Below are 13,627 nucleotides of genomic sequence, written 5' to 3'. Positions count from 1 at the left end.
CGGCGGCATGGCCAGCGACGGACCAACGGGTAACCTCCTTCGCGTGGTGCCTGAGCAGCCGGTCGGTGGAGACGACCCGATCGCTGCCGTACTGGCCGCTTACACGCGCGACATCGTCACGGCCGTCGACAACACGCTGGCCGAGTTCCTGACCGCCGAGGTCGACGCGCTCGCCGCGATCGACCCGGCGATGGGCGGCTTCGCCGCCACCGCCCGCGACTGCGTCCTCTCCGGCGGAAAGCGGGTCCGGCCCACGTTCGCCTACTGGGGATGGCGTGGCGCGGTCGGCGGTGACACGCCGGTCACCCCGGTGCTGCCCGCACTGGCCACCTTGGAGGTGCTGCACACCTTCGCGCTGGTGCACGACGACGTGATGGACGCCTCCGCCACCCGGCGCGGCCGACCGACCGCCCACGTGGCGGTGGCCACCCAGCACGCCGCGTCGGGTCGCAACGGCGACTCCGGGCGCTTCGGCGAGGCGGTCGCCGTACTCATAGGCGATCTCTGCATGGTCTGGGCCGACCAGTTGCTGGCCCTCGCCGACCTGCCGGCGGACCGGCTGTTCCAGGTACGGCGCGGCTACGACCGGATGCGGGTGGAGACGGTCGCCGGGCAGTACCTCGACGTTCTCGGCGAGACCGAACCGCAGAGTTGGTCCGTGGATCGGGCGCTCCGGGTGGCCCGGTACAAGACCGCCAGCTACACCGTGCAACGGCCGCTGCTCTTCGGTGCCAGCCTGGCCGGCGTCGACGGCGACAGTGCGCTGGCCGCCGCGTACACCCGCTACGGCGTCGCCGTCGGCGAGGCCTTCCAGCTCTGCGACGATCTGCTCGGTGTCTTCGGTGACCCGACCACCACCGGCAAGCCGGCCGGCGACGACCTGCGTACCGGCAAGCCGACGGCGCTGCTCGTCCTGGCCCGGGAACTGGCCACGCCGACCCAGCTGCGGGCACTCGACGGCGCCGGCCGGCGCGCAGACGAGCCGGAGATCGCCCGGCTCGCCGAGGTCGTGGTCGACACCGGCGCCGTACGACGGATCGAGCGGATGATCGACGAGCGGGTCGAGGACGCGCTGGCCGCACTCGACGCGGTCGCCGTCGACGAGACCGCCCGTACCGCGCTTGTCGGTCTCGCGACCGCCGCCACGCACCGGAGGGCATGATGGGCTTCCTGCACAGAGAGGTGGTCGCCGGTGCGGACAGTTGACGGGCGTACTGATCGGGTGGTGGTTGTCGGCGCCGGCCTCGGCGGGCTGGCCTGCGCGCTGCACCTGGCGGGCAGCGGGCGCCAGGTGATCGTGCTGGAACGCGAGCCGGTGCCGGGTGGGCGGGCCGGTCGGCTCAGCGTCGACGGCTACGAGTTCGACACCGGCCCCACGGTGCTCACCATGCCCGATCTCATCGCCGAGGCGCTCGCCGCGGTGGGCGAGGAGCTGACCGACTGGCTCGACCTGGTGCCGCTCGACCCGGCCTACCGTGCCTACTATCCGGACGGTTCCACGCTGGACGTGCTCACCGACACCGCCGCGATGGCTGCGGAGATCTCCCGGGTCTGCGGGCCCCGGGAGGCCGACGGTTACCTACGGTTCGTCGACTTCGCGCGCAACCTGTGGCGTCTGGAGCGGGCCGACTTCATCGAACGTAATCTCGACGCGCCGACCGACCTGCTCACCGGCAACCTGCTCAAACTCGTCGCCACCGGCGCCTTCCGGCGGCTGCAAACCAAGATCGACCAGTTCTTCCGGAATCCGCGTACCCGACGGATCTTCTCCTTCCAGGCGATGTACGCCGGTCTCGCCCCGCACGACGCGCTGGCCATCTACGCGGTCATCGCGTACCTCGACTCGGTGGCCGGGGTCTTCTTCCCGCGCGGCGGCATCCACGCGGTCTCCCGAGGGTTGGCCGGCGCCGCCGAGAAGCACGGCGTACGCATCCGGTACGGGACCACCGTGACCCGGGTCGAGACCGCGAACGGGCGGGCCACCGGGGTGGTGACCGCCGACGGGGAGTTCGTCCCGGCCGACGCGGTGGTGCTCAACCCCGACCTCCCGGTGGCCTACCGCGACCTGCTGCCGCCGGCCCGGCAGCGCCGGCTCACCTACTCGCCCTCGTGTGTCGTGCTGCACGTCGGCTCGACCCAGGGCTACAGCCGCATCGCCCACCACAACATCCACTTCGGCCGGGCCTGGCAGGGCACCTTCGACGAGGTGATCCGGCGCGGAAACCTGATGTCCGACCCGTCCCTGCTGGTCACCAACCCGAGCCGGACGGATCCGGCGGTGGCACCGACCGGCCGGCACACCTACTACGTGCTGGCTCCGGTGCCGAACCTCGACCGGGCGCCCTTCGACTGGCGCGGCGACCTCACCGCCCACTACACCGACCAGCTCATCGCCACGTTGGAGGAGCGCGGCTACGTCGGCTTCGGCGCGGGTGTCGAGGTGCTGCGGGCGATCACCCCGGCCGAGTGGGCCGAGCAGGGCATGGCAGCCGGTACGCCGTTCGCCTCCGCGCACACGCTGTTCCAGACGGGCCCGTTCCGACCGTCGAACCTGCACCGCTCACTGTCCAACGTGGTGTTCGTCGGCTCGGGCACCCAGCCCGGTGTCGGCGTACCGATGGTGCTCATCTCCGGCAAGCTCGCCGCCAGCCGGATCACCGGGGAGCCTCGGTGAGCACGAGGAACGAGGCAGCGCCGAGCCCTGAGCTCAGGAACGGAGAGTGGCGCTGATGCCGCAGTCCCGGGAGAGCCACCTCGTCGAACTGGTCGACGACACCGGGCAGCCCGTCGGGAAGGCCACGGTCGCCGCCGCCCATCAACCGCCCGGTCAGCTGCACCGGGCGTTCTCCGTACTGCTCGTGGCACCGGACGGCCGGGTGCTGCTTCAGCGGCGCGCCGCGACGAAGACCCGCTTCCCGTTACGCTGGGCGAACTCCTGCTGCGGCCATCCCCAGCCGGGCGAAGCCCTGGCCGAGGCCGCCAACCGGCGGCTGGCGGAGGAGTTGGGTGCCGGGCCGGTGCCGTTGCGCGAGATCGGCGTCTACGTCTACCGCGCCGAGGATCCGGCCACCGGGCGGGTCGAGGTCGAGTACGACCACGTCCTGCGCGGCGAGTTCCACCCCGACGGGTCACTACGACCCGAGCCGACCGAGGTGGCGGAACTGAGCTGGGTCGAGCCGGCCCGGCTCGCCGCCGCGCTCCGCCAGGATCCCGACGCCTACGCGCCGTGGCTGGGTGGCGTCCTGGATCGGCTGCTGCAACCCTCGCAACCGCCCGGGCAGCCGGCCTACGACGCGCCGGAGCGGCCGGGTGGCCGATGAGGCGCTGAGCGCGGGCGTGGTCGCCCAGCGCCTGGGGGTCGCGGTGACCACACTGCGCACCTGGCACCAGCGGTACGGCCTCGGGCCCAGCCAGCACGTTCCGGGCCATCACCGGCGCTACACACCGGCAGATCTGGCTCGGCTCGAGGTGATGCGACGCCTCACCGCCGAAGGGGTGAGCCCTGCCGAGGCGGCCCGGTGGGCTCGTCAGGCACCCGACGCCCTTGCGCCTGTCGACATCTCCCGTGCCGTACGCCGACGGGACGGCGGTGGTACGACCATCCCGGTCGGCCGGGCCGGGCCGGCGGCCCGGGGACTGGCCCGCGCCGCGATGCGCCTGGACGCCGCGGCGATCAGTGAAACGATCGGCCGCGCCATCGCCGCCGACGGCGTGGTCGCGACCTGGGACCGGCTGCTGCGCCCGCTGCTCGTCGGTATCGGCGAGCGGCATGCCGCCACCGGTGCGCTGATCGAGGTCGAGCACCTGGTGACCCGATGCATCTCGGCGGCGTTCAGCGTGGCAGCGTCCGCCGGCCCCGCCCCCGGGACGCCCCGCGTCCTGCTCTCCTGCGCCGACGAGGAGCAGCACAGCCTGCCGCTGGAGGCGCTTGCCGCAGCGTTGGCCGAGGCCGGGGTCGGCTACCGGATGCTCGGTGCCCGGGTGCCGACGACGGCACTGCTCGCCGCGATCGACCGGACCGGTCCGGCCGCCGTGGTGCTCTGGTCGCAGACTCGGGCCACCGCCGACCCGGCCCAACTCACCGCACTGCTCACCGCGTCGAGCCGGCCGATGCTGGTGCTCGCGGCCGGGCCGGGCTGGCCGGCCCGGGCCCTGCCCACCGGGGTGGTCCACCCGACCGACCTGACCGAGGCGGTCTCCCTCACCGTCGCCCTGCACGATTCGCTGAACCGTCCGGCCGCCTCCTGACCCGCCGTAGGTCTCCCCGAGTCGGGTGAACTAGCGTCGGGGCGTCCGCGTACCCCGAACCCTTCTCGGGAGCGAACGATGCGTCACCGTGCCCTACTGGCGTCCCTCGCCGGCCTGGTCGTCCTGCTCGTCGCCGGCTGCGGCGGCGGCAGCACCCCAGCGCCCACCGCCCCGTCCAGTCCGCCGCCCTCGGCCGCTCTGCCGCCGGAGCCGGCCCCGTCGCCGACCCGTACCGTGCCGCCGAAGCCACGGCTGCGGCCGCTGCCGGTGAAACTGCCGGCCGGACTGATCCGCACCACCGGCACCGACAAGGTGGCCCTCACCTTCGACGACGGTCCGGACCCGGCCTGGACGCCGAAGGTGCTCGACCGGCTGAAGGCAGCCAAGGTGACCGCCACCTTTTGCGTGGTGGGTAAGCAGGTCCGCAAGCATCCGGGCCTGCTGCGGCGGATCGTCCGGGAGGGGCACCAGCTCTGCAACCACAGCTGGAACCACGATCTGGATCTCGCCCGGCGGCCGGTCTCCGAGATCCGCGCCGACCTGGTACGCACCAATCGGGAGATCCGGCGGGCGGTGCCGGACGCGAAGGTGCCGTTCTACCGGCAGCCCGGTGGCCGGTGGACCGCCGAGGTGGTGAAGGTCGCCAAGCAGCTCGACATGCGCTCGTTGCACTGGTCCGTCGACCCACAGGACTGGGCCAAGCCGACCGCGGCCACCATCGAGAAGCGGGTGAAGCGGTCGGCCCGCCCCGGAGCCGTGGTCCTGCTGCACGACGGGGGCGGTAACCGCTCGGCCACCCTCGCCGCCTGCACGAAGTTGATCGCCGGCCTGAAGCGCGACCACGGCGTCGCCAGGCTCACCTAGACCGGCTCCGAGCTGGCACTTTTCGGGCCGTTGTGGCTGCCGCCATACCGGTTTGGTCGACCGGTACGCCATCACGTATGCTTTCGAAGCCTCCGGCGGGGCCGGATGGGAGCAAGTCCGCTCAACGTTGCGAGTGTGCAATGATGGCGGGGCCGCCCTCATCGTCTAGCGGCCCAGGACGCCGCCCTTTCAAGGCGGTAGCACGGGTTCGAATCCCGTTGGGGGCACGGTTCGGCTCAGGCCGGAGGCAACACCAGCAAGGTCCTGTGGAGCAGTTGGAGTGCTCGCCGCCCTGTCAAGGCGGAGGTCGCGGGTTCAAGTCCCGTCAGGACCGCAAGCGCTGACGCCGCGCAGCTCGCGCGGCGTTCTGCGTATCGGGGCATGCGACCCGTCCCAGCGGCGATCCCGCAGGTTGGGTAGCATGAGCCGAGCACCACGGCCAGGTAGCTCAGTTGGTACGAGCGTCCGACTGAAAATCGGAAGGTCGGCGGTTCGACCCCGCCCCTGGCCACATAGCCTTTCGCCGGGCTATTGCAACGCCGATCAGCGGAAACGCCGGTCGGCGTTTTGCTTTTGCGCCCTCCGCTGGTTGATCTCAGCGCCGGAGCAGGACGAACCATCCCACCGCGCCCACGAACAGAAGCAGTGCCAGTGCGAACAGAGCCCGTCCGGTCACGGCGGGCACGGGGGCGAGAAGCGGCACCTGCTGCACGAGCAGGCTCGCACCGAGCAGTGCGAGGAAGCCACCACGACGGAGGGGCTGGGACCGCTGGCTCTCGGTCAGCCGAGCAGCCCGTACCCAGACCACGGGAAACCGCCGCGTCACCGCGACCCGCACGCCGAGGACGACCACGGCAAGGCTGAGAAGCGCGCTGACGAGACGCAGTGCGACCCATACCGGGTCCGGGTCATCCACGGTCATCCGACCAAACAATCACGTGGGGTCAATGCCCGGCCCCGAGCTTGCATCCAGTACCTGGGTACAGGCTTACCGTCTAGGTATGAGTGATCAGGACATCACCACCGGAGCGGCGTGGGCGCCGGATGCGTGCACCCTGCCGACGGCGCAACGGCCGTTGCGGCTCGCCGAATTCGACCGGTTCTTCGGCGCGGCGGTACGAGCGGCGGAGCGGGTGTCGGCGCAGCATCTGCGGCTGCGACTCGACAACGCGACGCAGGTGGAGGAGACGGCCCGCGATCTGACCGCCCGCGAGTCGTCGTGCTGCTCGTTCTTCGCCTTCGACCTGTTCCGACCCGATCCGGCCTCGCTGACCTTGGACGTCCGCGTGCCAGCCGGGCATGTCGACGTGCTCGACGCTCTCGCCGACCGGGTCTCCGCCGTACGGCGACGCCGATGACGACGTACGGGCTGCGCAGTGGGGAGTTGGCCGACGCGGCCGGCGTCAACCGCCAGACCCTGCGCTACTACGAGCGCCGCGGCCTGCTCGCCGCACCGCAGCGGTCACCGGGTGGGCACCGGATCTATCCGGCCGAGTCGGTCACCCTGCTACGGATCATCAAGACGGCCCAGCGTCTGGGCTTCACTCTCGACGAGGTCACCGAACTGCTCGACGCCGGTCGCCACCGGCACGGCCGGCGGCCTGACAGCGGCCTGCAAGCTCGGGCCAGGAACAAGCTCGCCGAGGTCGAGCGGAAATTGGCCAACCTGACCGTCATCCGCGACACCCTGCGGGCCGCCATCTCTGCCGGCTGTGACGACCTGATCGCCTGCGCCGACAGCCCGAGCTGCCCGCTGCCCTTCGTCGAACTCGCGGCAGGGGGCAACGACGGCCGGTGGTCGCCGACCAACCGGTTCTCCGGCACCCCGAACGGGACGTGGACGTGAGCACGAGGGCACTGGCTCCCGAACGGCGGGCGGTGCTGTCCCGACGGAGCCTGTGGCTCGCCTACGCCACCGCTGGCTACAACCTGCTGGAGGGTCTGGTCGCCATCGCCGCCGGAGCCGCGGCCTCCTCCACCGCGCTGATCGGCTTCGGCCTGGACTCGTTCGTCGAGGTCTCCAGCGCCGCAGTGGTGATCTGGCAGTTCCGCTCCCGGGTCCCTGAGGACCGGGAACGGCTGGCGCTGCGGCTGATCGGCCTCTCCTTCTTCGCCCTGGCCGCCTGGGTGACCTTCGACGCTCTCCGCTCGCTGCTGGCCGGCGGTGGCGCCGATGCCAGCCCGGTCGGAATCGGCCTGGCCGTGGCGTCTCTGATCGCCATGCCGTTGCTCGTCGCCGCCAAGCGGCGCACCGGCCGTGAACTCGGTTCCGCCACGGTCATGGCCGACTCCACCCAGACGTTGCTGTGCACGTACCTGTCTGCGGTGCTGCTCGTCGGTCTGCTGCTCAACGCCCTGCTGGGCTGGTCCTGGGCCGACCCGATCGCCGCCCTCGTCATCGCCGGGGTCGCGGTCAGGGAAGGCGTGCAGGCGTGGCGCGGCGAGCACTGCGACGACTGCGCACCCGTTCCGGTCGCGGAGACCACCGGCCGAACCTCGGGCTGCGCCGACAACTGCTGCACCGACTGAGAGGTGTGACGACATGGCCTGGCTCGCGCTGCTGCTCTAACTGCTACCGCCGCTACGCAGGACGAGTCGGGCGTTTCCTGCCCGGGTTGGGTCGGCTCACCGGCTGAAAGCCGATCTCCTCCTGCTGTGGCGGCGCGGGTTGCGGTAAGGCGGGGTCTCCGGGGCGGTGGAGGGCGCGAGTTGCGGTGTCTCGTGCGGTGGCGGGTGGTCCGCTGGCCCTCGGGACGGTAGCGGACGCGGCTCTCGCGTCGCTTGGCTGCGCCGGGGTTGCGGCCCGACCAGTTGAGACCCTTCCGGCCTCAGCCGGCGGACCATCGGGCGTGTGGGAAGCGATCCACCCCGGTGCTCGTCCGCGCTCGACACGCCGACCGGCTCACCGGTCCTGCTGTCGGCTCTGCGCCACACCGCCCTGGATCGCTTCCCACACGCTGCGCCCGGCCCGTAGGAGCGTCTCTCCCGCCTGCTCGGCCAACTGCCGAGTGCCGGACGTCTCGCCGTGAGCGGGCGGGCCATGCTCCGGCGACGCGGGCCCATCCTGACTCCGGCCGCTCCCGCCACCCTGTTCACCCCGCTCCTCTTCCCGGCCCCGGCTCGAATCCCGGTCCTCGGCCGGCTCCGGCTCCCGACCTTGGCCCTGGTCCCGGTCCTGGACCCGAGCCTGGCCCTGATCCCGAGCCCGGCCCTCGACCCGAGCCTGGCCCCGATCCCGGTCGTCCGGCTCGCGTCCGGGCGCCCGGCCAGCGACCGCGCCGATGGCACCCACCTGCTGGCCCAGGTCATCCGTCGCACCGCTCGGCCGCCCAGCCACCGGACCCGGCCTGCCCGGCCGTGCAGCCACCGGACCCGGCCCGTCGGCGGCCGGGCTCGACGGACCGGTGGAATTCTCCTGCTCGCCGAGGGGCCGGCCAGGTCGAGCGAGCGGTTGGCCCACCGTCCCAGCGGACCGGGCAGCGACAGGTGCAGCCCGGTCCGTCACCGGGCCAGGCCGCCCGACAGCGGGTTCGGCCCGGCCCACGGCCTGCCCGACGGCGGGTCCGGCAGCGGCAGCCACCTGTTCGCTCACGTCCGCAGCCGTTCCCGCCACCCGGTTCACGTCTTCCAACGCCGCGCTCGCGGTACGGGCCAGCGCGTCGATCACCTGCGGGTTCCGATCGATGGTGGTCAGCGCGCGATCGAGGATCGTCACCAACTTCTCCAGACGCACCTTCAGCAGGGCCTGCGCCTCCACGCCCTCGATGTCGAGTTCGACGCCCTCGACGTGCACGCGGACGCCGGCGTCGAGTTGAAGCAGACCGGCGAGCCGGGCCCGCAGGGACAGGTCGGCGTCCAGCCGGTCCACGGAGAGCTGGATCGACTTGACCGAGACCTTCGGGACGTCGAGCAGCACGTCCGGCTCCGGCTCACCGCCACCGTTCGGACCGGTCGGCTGCCCGGCACTGGACACCGAGGGCTCTTCGCTGTCTGTCATGTCCCGCTCCGCCTCACCGTCGCGGACCGCCCGGCGACGTCCCGCCACGCATACCCGCTCTGCGGACGGCCATCCCGGCACGAAGGCGCATCGGCAGCACATGATCGATCGATATCGACGAGTACGACGATCATCAGGCGGGACGGACATCGGGGGAAGCTGCGCACCGGGGCATGAGCCGGTATGGTCCGGGCCTATGGGACAGGGGATGGCCGATCCTACCGACATCCAGCAGGACCTTGAGCGGTTCGCGCTCCGCAACACCCTGCGCGTGCCCGCCCCCGCCGAGCGGGCGTACGAGGTCTTCACCGGTCGGCTCGCCGACTGGTGGGTGATGGAGTACACCTGGTCGGGCCCGGAGATCCTGGCCGAGTTGGGCATGGAGCCACGCCCCGGCGGGATGCTCTACGAGGTCGGGCCATACGGCTTCCGCAACGACTGGGGGCGGGTGCTGACCTGGGATCCACCCCGCCGGCTGGTGTTCACCTGGCAGATCGGCGCGGATCGCGCACCGGTGCCCGACCCGGCGCAGGCCAGCGAGGTCGAGGTGCTCTTCACGCCCGCCGAATCCGGCACCCTCATCGAGGTGACGCACCGGCACTTCGACCGGCACGGCTCGGCGGCGGAGGGCTACCGACAAGCCCTGACCGCCGGTTGGCACGAGCTGCTTTCCCGCTACGCGACGACACTTATCCATTCGCCGGCATGAGCGCCGCGCCGGGCGCGTTGACCGACTCGAACGGTCAGGCGGCCCGATGCCGCAGCGTCGCCACGGTCGAGCCGGCCAGGGTGAGCAGGCACTCCGGCAGCAGCCCGTCGGCGGCCGCCGCGCCGAACAGCGCCCGCGCGGTGTCGAGGTCGGCGTTGGCGTACGCGCTGACGAAACGAGCCACCCACCGAGCGTCGTACCCGGCCTGGTCGATCCCGGGGAAGTCGAGCGCACAGGCCCCGGGCGGCACCGGATCCCCGACCATCGTCGCGGCCAGGCACCACGCCACGTCGTACGCCCCGGACAGGCCGGCCCGGTCCACCACCGCGTCGAAGGTCCCCACCACCGCCTCGGAGTCCCCGTCGAGGGCCGAGCTGAGGATGGCGGCGGCATCCTCGAACATCTGCTGTGGCGAGTCGGTCACGGACCGCACAGTACGGGTGCCGGTCAAGGAGCCCACTCCGGTTACTCTCCGCACATGGTGGAGGCGACCTGCGGATAGACCTGCCTCCACGGTCCCGCCGCCCGTCACGGCACGCTAGTCTGCGCAGCGGACCTTCGCCCGAGGAAGGACGACCATGCACATGTCGCGCGGCTCGCGTACGGCCATCCTGGCTGTCTGCGCCACGGTCCTGCTCGCCACCAGTGCCTGCGGGGAAGACCAGCCCGAGGAGGCGACCACCCAACAGGTGCGCCTCTACGGCACGGACGGCAACATGCTCAACTCGTACCCGGAGGAGTTGAAGGATCGCGCCGGCCTGGTCGACGGGATGAAGGGCACCACCCCGCTCACGCCGCTGCCGGACGACTTCAAGAACCGGCTACGGTCCGTGGACCCGAGGTTGACCGACTACCTCTACGCCGCCGAGGCGTACGACGCGGTGCTGATCAGCGCGCTCGCGGCGCAGCTGGCCGGGTCGACCGACCCTGCGGACATCGCCAAGCAGATCGTGGGCGTCACGAACAACGGCACCAGCTGCACCACGGCGAGTCAGTGCCTCCGGCTGGCCCGCCAGGGCACCGACATCGAGTACCGCAGCGTGTCGATCACCCGAGCCGGCTTCACGGACGCGGGCGAGCCGGCCACCGCCAGTTACGCCACCCTGCACTTCGACGGTCAACAGCTCAACGATGCCAAGACGGAGTTCGTCGGCGCCGGGGACGAGTCCACGGCCAGCAAGAAGGCACCGCCGAAGGCGAAGCGGCAGGACGCCGACTTCCCTGACCCGGAGAGCGGCGCGCCGCTGGTCCTGGGTGGTCTGCTGCCCAAGACCGGTGACCTGGCGCTGGCCAACCCGCCGTTGGCGGCCGGCGCGGCGCTGGCGCTCAAGGAGATCAACGCGGCCGGTGGGGTGCTCGGCGAGGACGTGGTCTGGATCGACGGTGACGACGGCACCAGCCCGGCCGTGGCCAAGGCGACGGTGGCCAGTCACGTCGATGCCGGCGTACACGTGATCATCGGTGCCGGTGGCTCGGGCATCTCCGCGGCCGTACTGCCCGACGTGGTGGACGCCGGTCTGATCCTCTTCTCCCCGTCGAACACCGCGGCGGACCTCACCGAGGCCGACGACAAGGGCCTCTACTTCCGCACCGCCCCGCCGGACAGCCTTCAGGGGCGGGCGCTGGCCGACGTGATCCTTCGGGACGGGCCGCGGAAGATCGCTATCGTGGCGCGTGAGGACTCCTACGGCAAGGGGCTCCAGGAGGTCGTCCGGGCCGAGCTGGAGCGGGCCGGTTTCGGCGGCGACAAGGTGAAGCTGCTCGGCTACGAGCCGGGAGAGGACGCCGAGGCCGCCCCGATCAACTTCGGCGAGGGCGCCAAGCAGATCAAGGAGTTCGGGGCCGACGCGGTGCTGATCATCGGCTTCAGCGAGTCGGCTGCGGTGATCCGGGCGCTCGCCGACGCCGACGTGCCGCTGGCCGCGCTGGCCTCCTGATCCAGCCGACGCCGACGGCCGCACCGCGACGCGGTGCGGCCGTCGCTGCTTGCGGGTGCCTCAGCGTCCGCGCCGCCGTTCCAGGAACTCCGTCATCCGGCGCTGCTTCTCCTCGTCGGTGAAGAGCACCGCCTGGCTGACCAGGTCCAGCTGTGGATGCGCGGCGGCCGGGGCGTCGACGGCCAGCTTGGTCAACCGCAGCGCCAACGCCGAACCCTTGGCCATCTCGTCGATCAGCCCGTGGGCCGCCGGCAGCAGCTCGTCCGGCGTGGCCACCACCCGATTCACCAGGCCGATGCGCAGCGCCTCGGCAGCGTCCACCCGCCGGCCGGTGAACAACAGCTCCTTGGCCAGGGTCTCGCCCACCAGCGCCGGCAATCGGTGGGTGGCGCCGGCACCGGCCAGAATGCCGAGCCGCACCTCCGGCTGGCCGAAGACCGCCCGCTCGGAGCAAACCCGAAGATCGCAGGCGTACGCCAGCTCGGCGCCGCCGCCGAGGGCCGGGCCGTCGATCGCCGCCACGGTCGGCATCGGCAGCGCCCGGATCCGGGCGAAGGCCGCCGAGTTGATCGCGGCCAGTGCATCCAGCCGGCCACGCTCCCGCAGTTGGGCGATGTCGGCCCCGCCGGCGAAGATCCCGTCGGTGCCGCCGGTCAGCAGCAGCATCCGGGGGCGTGCCTCCAACTCGGCGCAGACCTCGTGCAGGGCCGCGATCAGGTCGGCGTCGATGGCGTTGCGCTTCTCCGGCCGGTCCAGCGTGACCACCAGTCGGTCCGGCTGCTCCTCGACCCGCAGTCCGCTCATCGTGCCGCCTCCGGCGAGCCGGCACCGCCCGGGGTCGGCCCCTCCGAAGCGCCGCCGGGGGTCGCGAGAGGCTCGCTGCCGCCCGAGCGCACCCCATCGGTCCACCGGTAGAAGCCGTGCCCGGACTTCTTGCCCAGCCGACCGGCGGCGACCAGCTCCACCAGCAGCGGCGGCGGGGCGAACCGGTCGCCGTACGCGGCCTGCAACGTCCGCGCGATGTCCAGGCGCACGTCCAGACCGACCAGGTCGGTCAGTTCCAGCGGCCCGATCGGGTGTCGGTAGCCGAGCACCATCGCCTTGTCGATGTCGGCGGGGCTGGCGACCCCGTCGGCGACCATCCGGATCGCCTCCAGCCCGAGGGTCACGCCGAGCCGTGACGTGGCGAAGCCCGGCATGTCGCGTACGACGACCGGGTCCTTGCCGAGCCGACCGGCGAGCGTGACGGCCGCGTCCGTGGTCTCCGGGGCGGTGGCCGGCCCGACCACGATCTCCAGCAGCGCCATCGCCCAGACCGGGTTGAAGAAGTGCAACCCGCAGAAACGCTCCGGCCGGGTCAACTCCGCCGCCAGGTCGGCGATCGGAATGCTTGAGGTGTTGCTGCCCAGCAGCGCCGGGCCCAGCGCCTCCGCCTCGGCGAGCACGGCCCGCTTGAGATCGACCCGTTCCGGTACCGCCTCCACGACCACGTCCGGTGCCGGTGCGACCTCGGCGAGCCCTGCCCGCAGGGTGATCCGTTCCCGGTCGGCAGCGGCCTGCTCGGCGCTGAGTCTGCCCCGCCGCACGGCCCGCTCGCCGAGTTCGGTGAGCCGCCGCACCGCCGCGACACCACGCTCCCGGTCCACCTCGACAAGCTCCACGGTATGACCGCTGCCGGCCGCCACGTACGCGATGCCGAGACCCATCGTGCCGGCACCCACCACCACGAACCGCTCAGTCATCGCGCCACCACCGCACCGTGAGAATCGGTCCCCGGCTGACGCCTGCGACGCGCGGGGTCGCCGCCACGCCGGGTGTCAGCCCGTACGCTCCGCTCAGTCATGCTGCGACCCTATGCAGCGCCGGCACCGG

Annotated in this window: 15 protein-coding genes and 3 tRNA genes; 13 read left to right on the top strand and 5 right to left on the bottom strand. The window is 72.0% G+C overall.

What is annotated here, in order from left to right; genetic code table 11:
- Positions 1-7: 7 nt before the first annotated feature.
- The 8 genes from ACN26Z_RS03315 to ACN26Z_RS03280 all read left to right on the top strand — a co-directional run bounded on the left by ACN26Z_RS03315 (position 8) and on the right by ACN26Z_RS03280 (position 5,623).
- Complete coding sequence (locus tag ACN26Z_RS03315; protein ID WP_396887202.1) at positions 8-1,162, top strand: polyprenyl synthetase family protein; 1,155 nt, start codon at positions 8-10, stop codon at positions 1,160-1,162.
- Between the two features lie 30 nt (positions 1,163-1,192).
- Entirely contained in the window at positions 1,193-2,674 is a 1,482-nt protein-coding gene (gene crtI / locus ACN26Z_RS03310) for a phytoene desaturase family protein (protein WP_421459828.1), read from the top strand.
- A gap of 55 nt (positions 2,675-2,729) precedes the next feature.
- On the top strand, positions 2,730-3,320 hold the full coding sequence (gene idi / locus ACN26Z_RS03305; protein ID WP_093404176.1) for an isopentenyl-diphosphate Delta-isomerase: 591 nt from the start codon (positions 2,730-2,732) through the stop codon (positions 3,318-3,320).
- Positions 3,310-4,248 (top strand): MerR family transcriptional regulator, encoded by a 939-nt coding sequence (locus ACN26Z_RS03300; protein ID WP_093403851.1) that lies wholly within the window; start codon positions 3,310-3,312, stop codon positions 4,246-4,248. Before idi ends, ACN26Z_RS03300 begins: the two co-directional genes overlap by 11 nt.
- A gap of 78 nt (positions 4,249-4,326) precedes the next feature.
- A complete protein-coding gene (locus ACN26Z_RS03295) occupies positions 4,327-5,112 on the top strand; it encodes a polysaccharide deacetylase family protein (RefSeq protein ID WP_093403850.1) in 786 nt (261 codons plus the stop codon).
- A 154-nt stretch (positions 5,113-5,266) separates the two neighbouring features.
- Positions 5,267-5,339, top strand: a tRNA-Glu gene (locus ACN26Z_RS03290).
- Between the two features lie 33 nt (positions 5,340-5,372).
- Positions 5,373-5,446, top strand: a tRNA-Asp gene (locus ACN26Z_RS03285).
- Positions 5,447-5,549: 103 nt separating this feature from the next.
- Positions 5,550-5,623, top strand: a tRNA-Phe gene (locus ACN26Z_RS03280).
- 84 nt (positions 5,624-5,707) lie between these two features.
- Here the strand turns inward: ACN26Z_RS03280 and ACN26Z_RS03275 are convergent.
- On the bottom strand, positions 5,708-6,034 hold the full coding sequence (locus ACN26Z_RS03275) for a hypothetical protein (RefSeq protein ID WP_421459827.1): 327 nt from the start codon (positions 6,032-6,034) through the stop codon (positions 5,708-5,710).
- Positions 6,035-6,113: 79 nt separating this feature from the next.
- Between ACN26Z_RS03275 and ACN26Z_RS03270 the strand changes: the two genes are divergently transcribed.
- From ACN26Z_RS03270 to ACN26Z_RS03260, 3 genes are read left to right on the top strand one after another with little or no spacing between them, the layout of a single operon-like run.
- Complete coding sequence (locus ACN26Z_RS03270) at positions 6,114-6,470, top strand: hypothetical protein (RefSeq protein WP_093403847.1); 357 nt, start codon at positions 6,114-6,116, stop codon at positions 6,468-6,470.
- A complete protein-coding gene (locus tag ACN26Z_RS03265) occupies positions 6,467-6,958 on the top strand; it encodes a MerR family transcriptional regulator (RefSeq protein ID WP_093403846.1) in 492 nt (163 codons plus the stop codon). Before ACN26Z_RS03270 ends, ACN26Z_RS03265 begins: the two co-directional genes overlap by 4 nt.
- Complete coding sequence (locus ACN26Z_RS03260; protein ID WP_421459826.1) at positions 6,955-7,641, top strand: cation transporter; 687 nt, start codon at positions 6,955-6,957, stop codon at positions 7,639-7,641. The genes ACN26Z_RS03265 and ACN26Z_RS03260 overlap by 4 nt, the downstream gene beginning before the upstream one ends.
- A 373-nt stretch (positions 7,642-8,014) precedes the next feature.
- Here ACN26Z_RS03260 and ACN26Z_RS03255 read toward each other — a convergent pair whose 3' ends face one another.
- Entirely contained in the window at positions 8,015-9,109 is a 1,095-nt protein-coding gene (locus ACN26Z_RS03255) for a hypothetical protein (protein WP_421459825.1), read from the bottom strand.
- A 196-nt stretch (positions 9,110-9,305) separates the two neighbouring features.
- On the opposite strand from ACN26Z_RS03255, the gene ACN26Z_RS03250 reads away from it, so the two are divergent.
- The gene (locus tag ACN26Z_RS03250) at positions 9,306-9,818 is read left to right on the top strand and encodes an SRPBCC family protein (protein WP_093403841.1); all 513 of its coding nucleotides are present in this window, start codon (positions 9,306-9,308) and stop codon (positions 9,816-9,818) included.
- Positions 9,819-9,852: 34 nt separating this feature from the next.
- Here ACN26Z_RS03250 and ACN26Z_RS03245 read toward each other — a convergent pair whose 3' ends face one another.
- Positions 9,853-10,242, bottom strand: coding sequence for a hypothetical protein (locus tag ACN26Z_RS03245; protein WP_093404173.1), 390 nt, complete (start codon positions 10,240-10,242; stop codon positions 9,853-9,855).
- 154 nt (positions 10,243-10,396) lie between these two features.
- Here ACN26Z_RS03245 and ACN26Z_RS03240 point away from each other — a divergent pair, with 154 nt between their 5' ends.
- Complete coding sequence (locus ACN26Z_RS03240) at positions 10,397-11,755, top strand: ABC transporter substrate-binding protein (protein WP_396887193.1); 1,359 nt, start codon at positions 10,397-10,399, stop codon at positions 11,753-11,755.
- 60 nt (positions 11,756-11,815) lie between these two features.
- On the opposite strand, the gene ACN26Z_RS03235 is transcribed toward ACN26Z_RS03240, so the two are convergent.
- Both ACN26Z_RS03235 and ACN26Z_RS03230 read right to left on the bottom strand, forming a co-directional pair.
- A complete protein-coding gene (locus tag ACN26Z_RS03235) occupies positions 11,816-12,559 on the bottom strand; it encodes an enoyl-CoA hydratase/isomerase family protein (protein ID WP_210939066.1) in 744 nt (247 codons plus the stop codon).
- Entirely contained in the window at positions 12,556-13,497 is a 942-nt protein-coding gene (locus tag ACN26Z_RS03230) for a 3-hydroxyacyl-CoA dehydrogenase family protein (protein WP_421459824.1), read from the bottom strand. The genes ACN26Z_RS03235 and ACN26Z_RS03230 overlap by 4 nt, the downstream gene beginning before the upstream one ends.
- Positions 13,498-13,627 lie beyond the last annotated feature (130 nt).

Source organism: Verrucosispora sp. WMMD703, from assembly GCF_049178935.1.
GTDB lineage: Bacteria > Actinomycetota > Actinomycetes > Mycobacteriales > Micromonosporaceae > Micromonospora > Micromonospora sediminimaris.
The sequence above is the reverse complement of the archived record's forward strand: the minus strand, read 5'-3'. Positions and strand labels throughout refer to the sequence as shown.

What these genes read in the sequence shown, in the direction of transcription:
- ACN26Z_RS03315 (WP_396887202.1), top strand. Translation starts at nt 8, where the DNA reads ATGGCCAGCGACGGACCAACGGGTAACCTCCTTCGCGTGGTGCCTGAG.
- idi (WP_093404176.1), top strand. Translation starts at nt 2,730, where the DNA reads ATGCCGCAGTCCCGGGAGAGCCACCTCGTCGAACTGGTCGACGACACC.
- ACN26Z_RS03295 (WP_093403850.1), top strand. Translation starts at nt 4,327, where the DNA reads ATGCGTCACCGTGCCCTACTGGCGTCCCTCGCCGGCCTGGTCGTCCTG.
- ACN26Z_RS03275 (WP_421459827.1), bottom strand. Translation starts at nt 6,034, where the DNA reads ATGACCGTGGATGACCCGGACCCGGTATGGGTCGCACTGCGTCTCGTC.
- ACN26Z_RS03270 (WP_093403847.1), top strand. Translation starts at nt 6,114, where the DNA reads ATGAGTGATCAGGACATCACCACCGGAGCGGCGTGGGCGCCGGATGCG.
- ACN26Z_RS03265 (WP_093403846.1), top strand. Translation starts at nt 6,467, where the DNA reads ATGACGACGTACGGGCTGCGCAGTGGGGAGTTGGCCGACGCGGCCGGC.
- ACN26Z_RS03255 (WP_421459825.1), bottom strand. Translation starts at nt 9,109, where the DNA reads ATGACAGACAGCGAAGAGCCCTCGGTGTCCAGTGCCGGGCAGCCGACC.
- ACN26Z_RS03250 (WP_093403841.1), top strand. Translation starts at nt 9,306, where the DNA reads ATGGGACAGGGGATGGCCGATCCTACCGACATCCAGCAGGACCTTGAG.
- ACN26Z_RS03240 (WP_396887193.1), top strand. Translation starts at nt 10,397, where the DNA reads ATGCACATGTCGCGCGGCTCGCGTACGGCCATCCTGGCTGTCTGCGCC.
- ACN26Z_RS03235 (WP_210939066.1), bottom strand. Translation starts at nt 12,559, where the DNA reads ATGAGCGGACTGCGGGTCGAGGAGCAGCCGGACCGACTGGTGGTCACG.
- ACN26Z_RS03230 (WP_421459824.1), bottom strand. Translation starts at nt 13,497, where the DNA reads ATGACTGAGCGGTTCGTGGTGGTGGGTGCCGGCACGATGGGTCTCGGC.